The organism is Pseudomonas helvetica, assembly GCF_039908645.1.
GTDB classification, from domain to species: domain Bacteria; phylum Pseudomonadota; class Gammaproteobacteria; order Pseudomonadales; family Pseudomonadaceae; genus Aquipseudomonas; species Aquipseudomonas helvetica.
The window spans coordinates 6,040,432-6,054,077 of sequence record NZ_CP150917.1 but is presented as its reverse complement, the minus strand read 5'-3'; the positions used below and the strand labels follow the sequence as shown (position 1 = coordinate 6,054,077).

The following is a 13,646-nucleotide window of genomic DNA, read 5'->3' as shown; positions in this document are numbered from 1 at the left end:
TATATTCCCGAATCGTATGAAAAATGAATAAATAATTCTTTTTGGGTTTATGAGAAATTCACTAACCTGAACGGATCAAACACGGCGATTAGACCAAGGTCGTAGACGTGACTGCTTACGATTGACTTATCGGTCACGGTCTTGCGCTAATCGCGCATCGATGGGAACCGGGGCGTCAGATCCTGGACCAAAGTGCACAAAAATTAGAAACGTAGAGGAGCGAAACATGAATAAGTCCACCTTGGCCCTGGCTGTGGCCGTAGGGGTTTTGGCGCAGCAGGCAAGCGCCGCCGGTTTCATCGAAGACAGTAAGGCGACCTTGGGTCTGCGTAACTTCTACATCAACACCGATAACCGTGACGGCCAACCATCGGCTTCGTCTAACACCAGAAGCAAGAACGCAGAATGGGGTCAAGGCTTCGATCTGCGCTTTATCTCGGGTTACACCCAAGGTACTGTCCAGTTCGGTGTTGACGCCATTGGCCTGTATGGCGTGCGTTTGGACTCCAGCCGTGAAAATCACGGTAACTACAACGGTACTGCTTCCGGTGGCACTGTATTCCCAAGTGATGGCAAGGAGGCTGTTAACGAATTCGCCAGCCTGGGTCTGACCGGTAAGGTCAAAATCTCCCAGACCGAGCTGAAAATCGGCACCCTGCAACCGAACAACCCGGTCATTAAGTACAACGATGGTCGTCTGTTGCCACAAACCTTCACCGGTGGCGAGATCAAGTCCAACGAGATCAAGGACCTGACCCTGACTGCAGGCGAGATCAACGAGGCCAAAGGCCGCAACTCCAGCAACGACGAAGGTCTGTCGATCGCCGGTGCCAACGGCAGCTCCAACTACGACGCGGGCAAGTTCAGCAACAAGTTCTACTACGGTGGTGCTGACTACAAGCTCACCAAAGACCTGACCGCCTCGTACTACTACGGCGAGCTGAAGGACTTCTACTCGCAGAACTTCCTGGGCCTGGTGCACAACTGGTCCATCGGTCCTGGCGTGCTGAAAAGTGACCTGCGCTACTACCGTAGCCGCGACAACGGTGCCAACGGCAACGACAAAAACTACTTCACCTCGGGTTACTACCCAGACACCCCAAAATCGCTGACCAAAGGCAAGGTCGACAACGACCTGTACAGCTACCTGGCTTTGTACTCGGTTGAAGGTCATACCTTCGGCGGCGGCTATCAGGTCAGCAGCGGCGACAGCGATTTCCCTTATCTGAACCAGGGTGACGGCTCGTCGAACAGCACCATCACTGACATGCAGATCCAGAAGTTTTCCCGCGCTGGCGAACGTACCTGGCAAGCTCGCTACGCCTATGACTTCGCCAAGGTCGGCGTACCTGGCCTGACCGCCGGTGTGATCTACCTGCGTGGCAACGGCATCGACACCGCTACTGGCGACAAAACCGAGTGGGAACGTGACCTGAGCCTGGCTTACGTGATTCCAGAAGGTCCGCTGAAAAACCTCGGCTTTACCTGGAAAAACGCCATGTGGCGCACCGACCTTGCTAACACCCGCGACCAGGACGAAAACCGCCTGATCGTCAGCTACTCGATCCCGCTGTTGTAATACCCAGACGTTTGTAAGCCTGTATAAAAAGCCCCGCTCGGCGCAAGCCTGGCGGGGCTTTTGCGTTTCAAGTCGGGCCCACCCCCGCAGGCCCGCCTTCACTTCCCTCTTTGCAGCAACTCAAGGCCTTCTCGAACCCTGGTTCCAAGAGTGATCTTCACTCGGGTATGCGTCCAGTGAATAGATGTTTAATATTCACTTTGGATCTAAATAAATCGATATTTATTCTTTTTAATAGCTGTCGACAATAGGCACAGTAGGCTCATCACGCACTCACCAGGAGCAGCACCATGAGCCTCAGACTGGGCGATATTGCCCCCGATTTCGAACAGGATTCCAGCGCCGGTACCATCCGTTTTCACCAGTGGCTGGGCGATAGCTGGGGCGTGCTGTTTTCCCATCCGGCGGACTTCACGCCGGTGTGCACCACGGAGCTGGGGTTCACCGCCAGGCTCAAGGATGAATTCGCCAAGCGCGGCGTCAAGGCCATTGCACTCTCGGTCGACCCGGTGGACTCGCACCACAAGTGGATCGAAGACATCAACGAAACCCAGAACACCCTTGTCAACTTCCCGATCCTCGCCGACGCCGACCGCAAGGTCTCCGATCTCTATGACCTGATCCACCCGAATGCCAACGACACCCTGACCGTGCGTTCGCTGTTCGTCATCGATCCGAACAAGAAGGTTCGCCTGACCATCACCTATCCGGCCAGTACCGGACGCAACTTCCACGAGATCCTGCGGGTGATCGACTCGTTGCAACTCACCGACAACTACAAAGTGGCCACCCCGGCTAATTGGCAGGACGGAGATGAAGTGGTGATCGTGCCGTCGTTGAAGGATGAAGAGGAAATCAGCAAACGCTTCCCTAAAGGCTACCGCGCAGTGAAACCATACCTGCGCCTGACGCCACAGCCGAATCGCTAATTTGAAATACCACCCCTGTAGGAGCAAGGCTTGCCCGCGATGAGAACGACTCGGTGTTTCTGTCGTCAGGGATGACGTCATCGCGGGCAGGCCTTGCTCCTGCAAGGGTTTGTCCGTATCCACAAAGCAGGGGATTTCAGGCCGTTTCGACGGCCTTTTTTTTCGCCAGGAAAACGTTTTTCTGCATATGCATTTAAAGAATAAATACATAAATAAATATGATTTATGGATATATAAATCAACTGGTAAGGTCTGCCCATTGTCGCGAGATCGCACACTGCGAATCGCCGGAAACGCTTAAGGAATAGCCGCATGTTGGTCGTCTCACTCGGAGGAAGTCCCAGCCAACGCTCCCGCTCCGGGGTGCTGCTGGATCGCTCCCAACGCTGGTTGCAGCAACAAGGCGTAGAGGTGGTGAGTTATCAGGTACGGGACTTCCCGGCCGAAGACTTGCTGCACGCGCGCTTCGACAGCCCGAAGGTGGTCGACCTGCTGCAACAGATTGAAAACGCTGATGGCTTGTTGATTGCCACGCCGGTCTACAAGGCGTCGTTTTCCGGCGCACTGAAAACCGTGCTGGATCTGCTGCCGGAGCGCGCCCTGAGCCACAAGGTTGTACTGCCCATGGCCACTGGCGGCAGCATCGCCCACATGCTGGCCGTGGATTACGCGCTCAAGCCGGTGCTGTCGGCGCTAAAAGCCCAGGAAATGCTCCACGGGATTTTCGCCGAAGACAGCCAGATCGCTTACGGCGAAGGCAGTGCGCAGGCGCAGTTGTCGCCGGCACTGGAGCAGCGCTTGGTTGAGGCGCTGGAGCAGTTCTTCAGTGCCATGGCCCGTCGGCCAAAACCACTGGACCCAAACCTGTTGAATGAACGTTTGTTGAGTGCTCGCTGGAGCATTTAAGCCTTACCCGAATTTGATGTACTCGCCTTACTCGCCCGCTAACGGGCAAGCAGGTGCAGCCAAAACCCTACTGCAAAAAGGAGAGCGCTATGCGCACTGTCATTTTGCGTCGTGGTCTGGTCGCTCTGTTTGCTGCGGCTGTGTCCTTCGGCGTCATTGTTCAAGCTCAAGCGGCCGAGACCTTGCGAATCGGCTATCAAAAGTACGGCACCCTGGTGCTGCTCAAAGCTCGCGGCTCGCTGGAAAAACGCCTCGGCGCCCAAGGCATCAGCGTGCAATGGACGGAATTCCCCGGCGGCCCGCAACTGCTCGAAGGGCTGAACGTCGGCTCGATCGATTTCGGCGTGACCGGCGAAACTCCACCGGTGTTCGCTCAGGCGGCCGGTGCCGACCTGCTCTACGTCGCTTACGAGCCACCCGCGCCAACCAGCGAAGCGATCCTGGTGCCGAAAGACTCGGCGATCAAATCGGTGCAGGACCTCAAGGGCAAGAAAGTCGTCCTCAACAAAGGCTCCAACGTGCACTACCTGCTGGTACGCGCACTGGAAGATGCCGGCCTCAAGTACACCGACATTCAAACCGTATTCCTGCCACCGGCCGATGCCCGTGCGGCGTTCGAACGCGGCAGCGTCGATGCCTGGGTGATCTGGGACCCGTACCAGGCTGCCGCCGAACAACAACTGCATGCACGCACCCTGCGCGACGGCATCGGCATCGTCGACAACCATCAGTTCTACCTGGCGACCAAGCCTTACGCCGAAAAACATCCGGCCGTGATCAAGGCCCTGGTGGAAGAAGTCCGCACCATCGGCGAATGGTCCAAAGCCAACCCTGAAGAAGTCACGCAACAAGTCTCGCCACTGCTCGGCTTGCCGGCAGACATCACCCTGACCGCAGTGAAACGCCAGGGCTTCGGCGCGCATCTCCTCACACCGCAAGTGATCGCGGCCCAGCAGAAAATTGCCGACAGCTTCTACCAGCTCAAATTGATTCCGAAACCCTTGAGCATCAAAGACGTGATCTGGACGCCACCGGCAGCCGTTGCCACTGCGCCGTAATTCGATTTCCTTAGGAGACCACTCCATGAGCCTTAATATTTTCTGGTTCCTGCCTACCCACGGCGACGGCCATTACCTTGGCACCGCCGAAGGCGCTCGCGCCGTCGACCACGGTTATTTGCAGCAAGTCGCCCAAGCGGCGGATCGCCTGGGTTTTGGCGGGGTGCTGATTCCCACCGGACGTTCATGCGAAGACTCGTGGCTGGTGGCTGCATCGCTGATTCCGGTCACCCAGCGCTTGAAGTTTCTGGTCGCGTTGCGCCCCGGGATCATTTCCCCGACGGTGGCCGCGCGCCAGGCGGCGACCCTGGATCGCTTGTCCGGAGGGCGTGCGCTGTTCAACCTGGTGACCGGTGGTGATCCAGAAGAACTGGCCGGCGATGGATTGTTCCTCAGTCACGAAGAACGCTATCAGGCCTCGGTGGAGTTCACCCGGATCTGGCGTCGGGTGCTGGAAGGCGAGACGGTCGACTACGACGGTCAGCACATCAGCGTGAAGGGCGCGAAATTGCTCTATCCGCCGATCCAGCAACCGCGTCCGCCGCTGTACTTCGGTGGCTCCTCGGAAGCGGCTCAGGATCTGGCAGCCGAGCAGGTCGAAATGGTCCTGACCTGGGGTGAGCCACCGGCCGCCGTCGCCGAGAAAATCGAACAGGTACGCGCCAAGGCCGCGAAGCTCGGGCGCACCGTGCGTTTTGGCATTCGTTTGCATGTGATTGTCCGCGAAACCAACGCTGAAGCCTGGCAGGCGGCGGATCGGTTGATCTCCCATCTGGATGACGACACCATTGCTCGTGCTCAAGCCTCGTTGGCGCGTTTTGACTCAGTCGGCCAGCAGCGCATGGCCGCGCTGCACGGCGGCAGTCGCGACAATCTTGAGGTCAGCCCGAACCTCTGGGCCGGCGTCGGTCTGGTGCGTGGCGGTGCCGGCACCGCATTGGTCGGCGATGGCCCAACCGTGGCCGCGCGGGTCAAGGAATACGCAGACCTGGGCATCGATACCTTTATCTTCTCGGGCTACCCACATCTGGAGGAATCGTATCGGGTCGCGGAGTTGTTGTTCCCGCACCTCGACATCGAGCGTCCCGAGCTGCCGAAAAGCGCCGGTTACGTCAGCCCGTTCGGCGAGATGGTCGCCAACGACATTCTTCCCAAAGCCGCGTCCCAGAGCTGAGGCGCGCCATGAAAAGGGAAAAGCTTATCCACAGCCTCGCGCCGTGGGCCTTGCCGGTGCTGCTACTGGCGGTGTGGCAGTTGTCGGTGTCGGCGGGCTGGTTGTCGACACGGATTTTGCCGGCCCCCAGCGCGGTGATCGAGGCGGGCGTGAGCCTGGTGCGCAGCGGCGAAATCTGGAAACACCTGGCGATCAGCGGCTGGCGTGCCGGCATTGGTTTTGTGATTGGCGGCGGTATCGGTCTGGCATTGGGTTTCATCACTGGCTTGTCGAAATGGGGCGAACGCCTGCTCGACAGTTCGGTGCAGATGATCCGCAACGTGCCGCATCTGGCGCTGATTCCGCTGGTGATCCTCTGGTTCGGGATTGATGAGTCGGCGAAGATTTTCCTGGTGGCGCTGGGGACTTTGTTCCCGATCTACCTCAACACCTATCACGGCATTCGCAATGTTGACCCGGCTCTGGTGGAGATGGCGCGTAGTTATGGCCTGTCCGGTTTCAGCCTGTTCCGTCAGGTGATTCTGCCGGGCGCGCTGCCGTCGATTCTGGTGGGCGTGCGCTTTGCCCTGGGCTTCATGTGGCTGACCCTGATCGTCGCTGAAACCATCTCCGCCAGCTCCGGCATCGGCTACCTGGCGATGAATGCCCGGGAGTTCTTGCAGACGGATGTGGTGGTGCTGGCGATTGTTTTGTACGCGGTGCTCGGCAAATTGGCCGACCTTGCGGCGCGTGGTCTGGAGCGGGTCTGGTTGCGCTGGCATCCGGCCTATCAAGTGGTTAAGGGCGGTGCAGCATGACGGCGCAACAACCTCCACGCCTGCTGCGCGGAATTCCGCTGGTGGTGCGCAAGCTGCAAAAAACCTTTGGTGCACGGCAGGTGCTGCGCGAGATTGATCTGCACATTCCGGCCGGTCAGTTCGTGGCCGTGGTCGGTCGCAGCGGCTGCGGTAAAAGTACCTTGCTGCGTTTACTGGCGGGCCTTGATCAACCCACGGATGGTGAGCTGTTGGCCGGTTCCGCGTCACTCGATGAGGCGCGCGAAGACACCCGGTTGATGTTTCAGGAGGCGCGTTTGCTGCCTTGGAAAAAGGTCATCGACAACGTCGGCCTCGGGCTCAAGGGCGATTGGCGCCAGCAGGCGCTGGACGCACTGGATGCCGTGGGCCTGGCAGATCGCGCCGATGAATGGCCGGCCGCATTGTCCGGCGGGCAGAAGCAGCGGGTGGCCTTGGCGCGGGCGCTGATCCATCAGCCGCGCTTGCTGTTGCTCGATGAACCGCTGGGCGCACTGGATGCACTGACCCGGATTGAAATGCAGCAACTGATCGAACGCCTTTGGCAACAGCACGGTTTTACTGTGTTGCTGGTGACCCACGACGTCAGCGAGGCGGTGGCGATTGCCGACCGGGTGTTGCTGATCGAAGAAGGCGAAATCGGCCTCGACCTGCAGGTCGAACTGCCGCGCCCTCGAGTCCGTGGTTCCCATCGGCTGGCAGCGCTGGAAACCGAGGTGCTCAACCGCGTGCTGTCACTGCCGGGTTCACCGCCGGCGCCGGAACCTGTTTCACCCTTGCCCACGCAGTTGCGCTGGGCTCACTGACCCAATGTTCTCCCAACGACAGGAATCAACATCATGACGATCAAAGCCATCAACGTTCGCAACCAGTTCAAAGGCACTATCAAGGAAATCGTCGAGGGCGACGTGCTCTCGGAGATCGACGTTCAGACCGCGTCTGGCATCGTCACCTCGGTCATCACCACGCGCTCGGTCAAAGAGCTGGAACTGGCGATTGGCAGCGAAGTGATCGCTTTCGTGAAATCCACCGAGGTGTCGATCGCCAAGTTGTGATCGATGTGTCACACACAGCCCCGGACGGCTTGAGCTCTTCGGGGTTTTTTATGTGCTGCTTCCAGGGGGGCGCTAACGCATTTGTAAGCACAGACCATCTTGCTGAGCTTTGGATATAGCATGCTTGGCATTGGTAACATCAAGCTTGTCTACAATATTGCTCATGTGAAATTTTACTGTGCGTACGCTAATACTGGTTATTAGTGAAATTTCGGAGTATGTCTTTCCGATGCACGCCCATTTCAATATTTCGTGTTCTCGTTGAGTCAGTGGTTTGGTTGAACTCTCTGGAAATATGAAGTCAAGTACTCGTGGGCTAATGTTCATAAGTTGATGGGCTCGAATGAGCAGCATTTGGAGCTCGGATTTTTGTTGCTCGAGAATATGAAATAGCGCAGGGTCGAACCTGTCGCAGACACTAAGTAGGGAAAAGCAGCCGTTGGCATCATGAAGCGTAAAGCAATATCCATCTGTAAGACGATAGCTCCTCGGCTTTTCGAAAAAGTTGAAGCCGGAGTTATCTGCTTTGATTCTGCATTCAGCCCAAGAAAATGGTGCAATCGAGCGAAGTCCGAACTGGATGACAGGATCAGTGAGATGATGATTTCTGAGCATGTATTCTTCTATCCAGTGTTCAGGGTAATTGCTCATGAGGAATGGGTTTCGAAGATTTGCTTTCCTTGCGATAAAATAAGTGAATCGTCTGAAGCCTTTTTTTCGGATCTCTAACTCAAGACTCAATTTGAGGCGCGCGATCAGCTTCGGTAGGTTGTTATTGTGTGGCTTATTGTCTATATCCATATAGAGGCAACTTGTGGTGAGTAACTAATTCAAGGTGGATAACCCGGCTGTTATATGAGGGCTGGGGATTAACTTGTTTGAAGGGGCGATGTATGTTGGAAAATACGCTTGGTGAGCGTTGCCATGGAGGAGCAGTCATGACACCGGTTTTGTTGAGTTTTGATGAGGGCGCGGCTTTCTTGAATCGATAATCTCCAGGCCAGCCTCTGCAGATGATTTGATGCTGTAACACCAATTGCATTGGTTCTTATCATTGTATTCAATGTAAAGTATATGAGTCCTGAAATTGTCAATGTATTGATAGGATAGCAGGGTTGTCGGGCCGGGTAAGGTTGATAAATAAAGGGATAAGTCGCGGTATGCTTTTTCTTCTAAGCGACTTTCTCGAAGGAAAAGAGTGGTCGAGAGGCAGAAAAAAACGACGGATAGGAAAAGGAATATTTGATAGGCGATGGATATTTTTGTTGATGGCTGTGAAAGGTTGCTACCGAAAAAAGTCACTGCGAGAATAGAGAAGTACAGGAGTACGAGTTTATGGTTTTTTACTTTGTTCAAGTACAGTTGGTTTCTTATGCGAATTAATAGTTCGTCATGTTGAATGTGCTGGTCAGCACTGAGTTCTGGGAATGACTTCATGGTCGTAAGGTGCGCCTGAGTGGAAGGTGAAAGTTAACGCTGTGAAGTGTGGCGTTAACTTGAGTGGGGCGCTTTAGGACTGAAAGCGTGCGTGCGGTGCATTATGAATAGATCGACTCAAAACGTATGTAAAATTGTTCGATGGGCATATGCTCGGTTACCCCGGTATCTCTCTCTCGAACGATAACGATGTTATCGTTCAGCATGCTGTCTTCCAAGGTTATTAAAAAAGGAGTGCCGACTTCGTCATGATATTTTGTTACTTTTTGTTTGTCGCCACCAATCTCTATAACGATTTTTCCGGCAGCGAGACGTTGTAACCTGTGCTTTATGATAGAGGCGCTTTCTATTGATAAGATCGCATTTGAATTTGGAATGTGTAGGCATGCCTTGACAGGCGCTAAATGGGGTTTGATACGCAAAACAACACGGCTTGTACCATCGGATGAATCGACACGAACAAACGACTCGAAGAGTACTGCCATCAACCCCCGGTCAACGCCTGCTGCAGGTTCAATGGCGCACGGTGCGATTAAGGTCTCAGTGCCTGGTTGTGTTATTGCCATGAGTGCGGTGGACATGTTGTTCGGTAGGACGGAAGAACTGAGGTGTAGTTTGTCTTGAGACCCGCTATGGGAACCACAATCAAAGTCACCACGATCGGCGATACCTTCAATTTCGAAGATGTCCCCGTTTGGTTGTTTATAATGAATATCATAGGTTTTACTAGAGTAGTGAGCCAGTTCGTCGGCCACTACGTCATCCACGATCAAGTTCTGCAAGTTGATCCCCTGTTGTTCCCACCAGTCCAGTCGTTGTTTTAACCAGAATTCGTGCCACTCTTGGGTGTTTTCGGTGGGAACAAAATACTGCAGTTCCATCTGTTCGAACTCCCTCATGCGTACGGGGAAGTCAGTGACTTGCTGTTCGTTTCGAAAGGCTTTACCTATCTGAGCAATACCAAAAGGAAGGGATGGATGGGTCCACTCCACTACATTATCGAAATTGGCGAAGCTATGTTGAGCAGTCGTCACTCGCAGGTGACAGGGCGATAAGTTATTGTTTTCATCTTTGATGCGGGTCTCGAATACACCGAACTCTTCATAGTTAGCGCCAAGAAAGCCGGAGTGCTCATGCAATAAGGGCGAGGTTAGAAGTGCTGCTTCAATACCGTAGACATCATCCCTGTCATAGACCATTGCTTGCCACCAGGCCTTTCTTAGGTGGATTTTTATTTCTGCACCCAATGGCCCATAGTCGAAAATGCCAGGCATTCCTCCGTATATTGAACACGAAGAGCTGAAAATACCGATCTGTTTGCACATTGCAAGAACGTCTTCTAGAGGGAGCCTATTCATAGGTGAGCCTTACTGGACTTGTTGTGTTTTCAGAAATAGAAAGTCAGGCCAGGAAACCTGATTTTAGTGAAGGTTAGATAGCGGTAGATGCACCGGTCTTTTCTTTTGAGACGACGATATTGTCTATCAAGCGTACGGAGTCGAGATAAGCGGCGCAGAGGATTACAATATCGGTTGTAGCGTCAGACGCCGGCTCAAGTGTGAGCGCATCGGCGAAACTGAAATAGTCCGGTTTGAAGCCAAACCGGGTCAATGCCTCTATGGATTCACTTTCGATTGTGGAATATGTTGAAGAGCGTTCTAGGATTTTTCGTTTGGCATTGAGCAAAACCTGGTATAGGTGAGAAGCTTGTTCCCGTTCGGCATCATTCAAATAGCCATTTCGTGAGCTCAGGGCTAAACCGCTATCATCTCTGATGGTTGGGACCCCGATGACTTGGGTTGGAATGTTTAATGTCTCGACCAGTCGACGGCAAACAGCAAGTTGCTGAAAGTCTTTTTCACCAAACAAGGAGAAGTCAGGTTGCACTATATTAAGCAGCTTTGTGACAACAGTCGCTATTGCACTGAAAAAATGTGGCCGTGTTTTACCGCAAAATTGCTCACTCAAGAATGGCACATCGACGGTTGCCTGGTAGTCCAGTCCGAGTGGGTATATCTCTTTGACTGAAGGCGCGAATACAATGTCGCATCTTACAGCTTCCAGTTTAGAGCAGTCGGTCTCCAGAGTGCGTGGATATTTATCATAGTCTTCACCTTCTGCAAAGTGAGATGGATTAAGAAAAATGCCGGCGACAGTGATATCACTGATGCTTTTTCCATGTTCCACGAGGCTGATATGACCTGCGTGCAATGCCCCCATTGTTGAAATGAAGCTGATGCTTTTGCCATTATCTCGCTCACGCTTCAGGTGGGTTCTCAATTCGCTAATTGTGTGGATGACGTCCATTATCGTTCCTCTTATAAATATGAAAGGCGAGTGTTAATGTCCCGCTTTGTGTGCGCTGACCAGTTCTGCGAGTGAACCAAATTTATAGAGTGGTTCAATGCTGGGGGAGAACTCGGGTTGAATGGAAAGTGTCCCGTTCAAGGTGTCGGCACGGTTGATCCATGCTGTGTCAATACCTGTCGCGGCTGCTGGTTCAATATCGTGAAATCTGCTGACGCTCACGTGCAGCAGTTCGTGTTTTTTAATGCCGAGGTCTGCGAGGTGGCGGACTAGGTAGTTAAAGTTGTTCAGGGCGGGTTTGAATGAGCCGATGGCCTGAGCCGTATAGGTACGGTAGAAGTTGCACAGCAGTCGAGCTCTGGTCACTTCGATTGAAGCTTCATCGATATTGGATAAAATAACCAATTTGTGATGACGCTGTAGATGGGTCAACGCTTTGATCGTGTCGCTGAATAATGGCCATTCACTGATGGAGTTCCCAAAGTGTATAGCTTTGCTCTTGTCGCAAGGTCTGTCGAGTTTGGCCAGGATGCTCGCGTACGTTTTGCTCAGTGCGGACGGATAAGGTATGTCCGGTGTGTTGGCAAGAATAGTCGATTCCTGTCTCAGGAAATACGCTATAAGTTGCGCATCGGAAACCTGCTGGAGTTTGTCGTCACAGGCATTTCGCAAAGCATTGATAATGCCCGACTCCCAGTCGACCAAAGTTCCGAAACAGTCAAAGCTGATAGCGCGATAATTAGATAGTTTCATTGTGTGAATGAACTCCAAAAACTAGTAAAGCCCATGTGCTATTACAAAGGAACTACCATGTTGGGCTTTTCATGAAGCATCTGGATAATAACGTTCGTTTTATCCAGAATCGCGACTTTTGGTTCAAGTTGTTTGTTGCTATTTCGGAAAGCCATAATGATGACTTGCTCGCCTGCACCAATAAGGTGTGCTGCCGCGCCGTTTACGCAGATGTCTTTTTTACCTCGCTCCCCTGAAATTACGTACGTTTCCAGTCTTGCCCCCGAAGTGTTTGAAACGACCATGACCCTTTCACCAGGCCAAATATCGACTTTGTCCAGAAGTTCCTGATCAATGGTAATGGAACCGACGTAAGCAAGATTCGCCTCTGTCACAATGGCGTTATGAAGTTTGGCGTGCAGAACAGTGCGCATGTACAGGTCCCCAATATATATTCAGTTGGTGTTCGCGTGGCCTTGTGGGCGTGTTCCATCTCTTCAGAAAACATTTATAAGGAAGTGGAGTTGTTAGACCGTCATCCCAGACGCATTTGGTCTAGCCTTAGTAGAGCGCTTTCTTGTATCGAGATATTGACGAATTTATGTCACACATATGCCGGTAATGACAACCTGTCTCAAGGTACAGGTGACTAATGCTTTTTGTCATGCTTACTATCTGGCTAGTCATGTTTCGCTAAGGCCGTACCCGGCTTGGCGATTATTGGAACTTACGTTCAGGATGAACAGTGATGAATAATTTGCCGGCTTGGGTCTGTACTGAACTATCGGAATTGAGAGCTCGGTATATACAGCATCGATTCATTTTTATTGAGGGTAAGAAGTTACTGGGTTATCTTCGTTGTCTTGGTGCGACGGACTCTGACATAACGTCGTTGCAGCGCGTCAGTGAGAGTCTGCAGTCCGATCCAACGCTGCCCTTCAGAAAATCGCGAAATGGTCGGTTTTTGTTCGACTATAAAAAATCCAGTATATCCAGACTTGAGTACCAGCCCTTTGTCCTTTCATACGATGAGGATTTTGTCCGTTTCGACTCCAATCAGCTAAGGTCCTTCGAGGAGATCAACGACGATTTGCAATTGAATACGGCGTTTCAGGCCTTGCTCTGTATCAAATCGATGATCATCAATAAGGTTTATATCCATCCCAGAAAAAATTTGCTGCCTGATCGGCATCGCAATGTCTGTACCGTGTTCAATCTCAGGACACTTACTACGCCGGAACTATTGGGTGAGCCGGCACTGGAGGGCGTTCATAGTGATGGCGTGGAACATACAATGACCACGTTGTTAGGGACGAAGAATATGTCGTCGGACAGTGCCGTTACCTTCATTCATGATGCGAGGGAAAAAAATGGTGTGAGTTGGGACAATGCTCGCGAACACTATGTATTGGGTAAAGTTCAACATAGACACTTTCTTGATACCTTATTAATCGTCGACAGCGAAAAAAAGCATAGTCTTTCACCGGTCTATGCTACGGACGAAAGTCAAGAGGCAACTCGCGATATGTTGATTTTTTTCACCCGCCGCCCTACAGCGCTGCTACATAACACCAATCCTTTTGATTCGCTTGATTCACATGAGGTTTTACCCATGCGTATTCAGGTACCTTCGGTTGGGTTAAATGTTGATTCGATAGGTTAATGCCATCGTTCA

At 52.8% G+C, this 13,646-nt stretch carries 14 protein-coding genes; 9 read left to right on the top strand and 5 right to left on the bottom strand.

Annotated features, from left to right (window positions below; translation table 11 throughout):
• Positions 1 to 226: 226 nt before the first annotated feature.
• From AABM55_RS28000 to AABM55_RS27965, 8 genes are all read left to right on the top strand, one after another.
• Positions 227 to 1,579 (top strand): OprD family porin, encoded by a 1,353-nt coding sequence (locus tag AABM55_RS28000; protein ID WP_347928284.1) that lies wholly within the window; start codon positions 227 to 229, stop codon positions 1,577 to 1,579.
• 290 nt (positions 1,580 to 1,869) lie between these two features.
• Positions 1,870 to 2,508 (top strand): peroxiredoxin, encoded by a 639-nt coding sequence (locus AABM55_RS27995; protein ID WP_054594552.1) that lies wholly within the window; start codon positions 1,870 to 1,872, stop codon positions 2,506 to 2,508.
• A gap of 312 nt (positions 2,509 to 2,820) precedes the next feature.
• Positions 2,821 to 3,414 carry an NADPH-dependent FMN reductase gene (gene ssuE / locus AABM55_RS27990; RefSeq protein ID WP_054594551.1) on the top strand — a complete coding sequence of 198 codons (594 nt, stop codon included), beginning with the start codon at positions 2,821 to 2,823 and terminating at the stop codon, positions 3,412 to 3,414.
• Positions 3,415 to 3,503: 89 nt separating this feature from the next.
• The gene (locus tag AABM55_RS27985; RefSeq protein WP_347928283.1) at positions 3,504 to 4,472 is read left to right on the top strand and encodes a sulfonate ABC transporter substrate-binding protein; all 969 of its coding nucleotides are present in this window, start codon (positions 3,504 to 3,506) and stop codon (positions 4,470 to 4,472) included.
• A gap of 25 nt (positions 4,473 to 4,497) precedes the next feature.
• Positions 4,498 to 5,646, top strand: coding sequence for an FMNH2-dependent alkanesulfonate monooxygenase (ssuD, locus tag AABM55_RS27980; RefSeq protein ID WP_007939251.1), 1,149 nt, complete (start codon positions 4,498 to 4,500; stop codon positions 5,644 to 5,646).
• Positions 5,647 to 5,654: 8 nt separating this feature from the next.
• Positions 5,655 to 6,443 (top strand): aliphatic sulfonate ABC transporter permease SsuC, encoded by a 789-nt coding sequence (gene ssuC / locus AABM55_RS27975; RefSeq protein WP_019694158.1) that lies wholly within the window; start codon positions 5,655 to 5,657, stop codon positions 6,441 to 6,443.
• Positions 6,440 to 7,246, top strand: coding sequence for an aliphatic sulfonates ABC transporter ATP-binding protein (ssuB, locus tag AABM55_RS27970; protein ID WP_054594548.1), 807 nt, complete (start codon positions 6,440 to 6,442; stop codon positions 7,244 to 7,246). Before ssuC ends, ssuB begins: the two co-directional genes overlap by 4 nt.
• Positions 7,247 to 7,279: 33 nt before the next feature.
• On the top strand, positions 7,280 to 7,495 hold the full coding sequence (locus AABM55_RS27965; protein WP_003177394.1) for a molybdopterin-binding protein: 216 nt from the start codon (positions 7,280 to 7,282) through the stop codon (positions 7,493 to 7,495).
• A gap of 72 nt (positions 7,496 to 7,567) precedes the next feature.
• Here AABM55_RS27965 and AABM55_RS27960 read toward each other — a convergent pair whose 3' ends face one another.
• The 5 genes from AABM55_RS27960 to panD all read right to left on the bottom strand — a co-directional run bounded on the left by AABM55_RS27960 (position 7,568) and on the right by panD (position 12,405).
• Positions 7,568 to 8,296: a LuxR family transcriptional regulator gene (locus AABM55_RS27960; RefSeq protein WP_347928282.1), complete on the bottom strand. Its 729-nt coding sequence runs from the start codon at positions 8,294 to 8,296 to the stop codon at positions 7,568 to 7,570.
• Positions 8,297 to 9,033: 737 nt separating this feature from the next.
• Positions 9,034 to 10,290, bottom strand: coding sequence for an aminoacyl--tRNA ligase-related protein (locus AABM55_RS27955; RefSeq protein WP_347928281.1), 1,257 nt, complete (start codon positions 10,288 to 10,290; stop codon positions 9,034 to 9,036).
• Positions 10,291 to 10,363: 73 nt separating this feature from the next.
• Complete coding sequence (panC, locus tag AABM55_RS27950) at positions 10,364 to 11,239, bottom strand: pantoate--beta-alanine ligase (protein WP_054594545.1); 876 nt, start codon at positions 11,237 to 11,239, stop codon at positions 10,364 to 10,366.
• Between the two features lie 33 nt (positions 11,240 to 11,272).
• A complete protein-coding gene (locus AABM55_RS27945; protein ID WP_347928280.1) occupies positions 11,273 to 11,992 on the bottom strand; it encodes an HAD family hydrolase in 720 nt (239 codons plus the stop codon).
• A 41-nt stretch (positions 11,993 to 12,033) separates the two neighbouring features.
• Positions 12,034 to 12,405: an aspartate 1-decarboxylase gene (panD, locus tag AABM55_RS27940; RefSeq protein ID WP_347928279.1), complete on the bottom strand. Its 372-nt coding sequence runs from the start codon at positions 12,403 to 12,405 to the stop codon at positions 12,034 to 12,036.
• Between the two features lie 314 nt (positions 12,406 to 12,719).
• Here panD and AABM55_RS27935 point away from each other — a divergent pair, with 314 nt between their 5' ends.
• Complete coding sequence (locus AABM55_RS27935) at positions 12,720 to 13,634, top strand: 2OG-Fe dioxygenase family protein (protein WP_054594542.1); 915 nt, start codon at positions 12,720 to 12,722, stop codon at positions 13,632 to 13,634.
• The last annotated feature ends 12 nt before the right edge of the window (positions 13,635 to 13,646 follow it).

What these genes read in the sequence shown, in the direction of transcription:
- AABM55_RS28000 (WP_347928284.1), top strand. Translation starts at nt 227, where the DNA reads ATGAATAAGTCCACCTTGGCCCTGGCTGTGGCCGTAGGGGTTTTGGCG.
- AABM55_RS27995 (WP_054594552.1), top strand. Translation starts at nt 1,870, where the DNA reads ATGAGCCTCAGACTGGGCGATATTGCCCCCGATTTCGAACAGGATTCC.
- ssuE (WP_054594551.1), top strand. Translation starts at nt 2,821, where the DNA reads ATGTTGGTCGTCTCACTCGGAGGAAGTCCCAGCCAACGCTCCCGCTCC.
- AABM55_RS27985 (WP_347928283.1), top strand. Translation starts at nt 3,504, where the DNA reads ATGCGCACTGTCATTTTGCGTCGTGGTCTGGTCGCTCTGTTTGCTGCG.
- ssuD (WP_007939251.1), top strand. Translation starts at nt 4,498, where the DNA reads ATGAGCCTTAATATTTTCTGGTTCCTGCCTACCCACGGCGACGGCCAT.
- ssuC (WP_019694158.1), top strand. Translation starts at nt 5,655, where the DNA reads ATGAAAAGGGAAAAGCTTATCCACAGCCTCGCGCCGTGGGCCTTGCCG.
- ssuB (WP_054594548.1), top strand. Translation starts at nt 6,440, where the DNA reads ATGACGGCGCAACAACCTCCACGCCTGCTGCGCGGAATTCCGCTGGTG.
- AABM55_RS27965 (WP_003177394.1), top strand. Translation starts at nt 7,280, where the DNA reads ATGACGATCAAAGCCATCAACGTTCGCAACCAGTTCAAAGGCACTATC.
- AABM55_RS27960 (WP_347928282.1), bottom strand. Translation starts at nt 8,296, where the DNA reads ATGGATATAGACAATAAGCCACACAATAACAACCTACCGAAGCTGATC.
- AABM55_RS27955 (WP_347928281.1), bottom strand. Translation starts at nt 10,290, where the DNA reads ATGAATAGGCTCCCTCTAGAAGACGTTCTTGCAATGTGCAAACAGATC.
- panC (WP_054594545.1), bottom strand. Translation starts at nt 11,239, where the DNA reads ATGGACGTCATCCACACAATTAGCGAATTGAGAACCCACCTGAAGCGT.
- AABM55_RS27945 (WP_347928280.1), bottom strand. Translation starts at nt 11,992, where the DNA reads ATGAAACTATCTAATTATCGCGCTATCAGCTTTGACTGTTTCGGAACT.
- panD (WP_347928279.1), bottom strand. Translation starts at nt 12,405, where the DNA reads ATGCGCACTGTTCTGCACGCCAAACTTCATAACGCCATTGTGACAGAG.
- AABM55_RS27935 (WP_054594542.1), top strand. Translation starts at nt 12,720, where the DNA reads ATGAATAATTTGCCGGCTTGGGTCTGTACTGAACTATCGGAATTGAGA.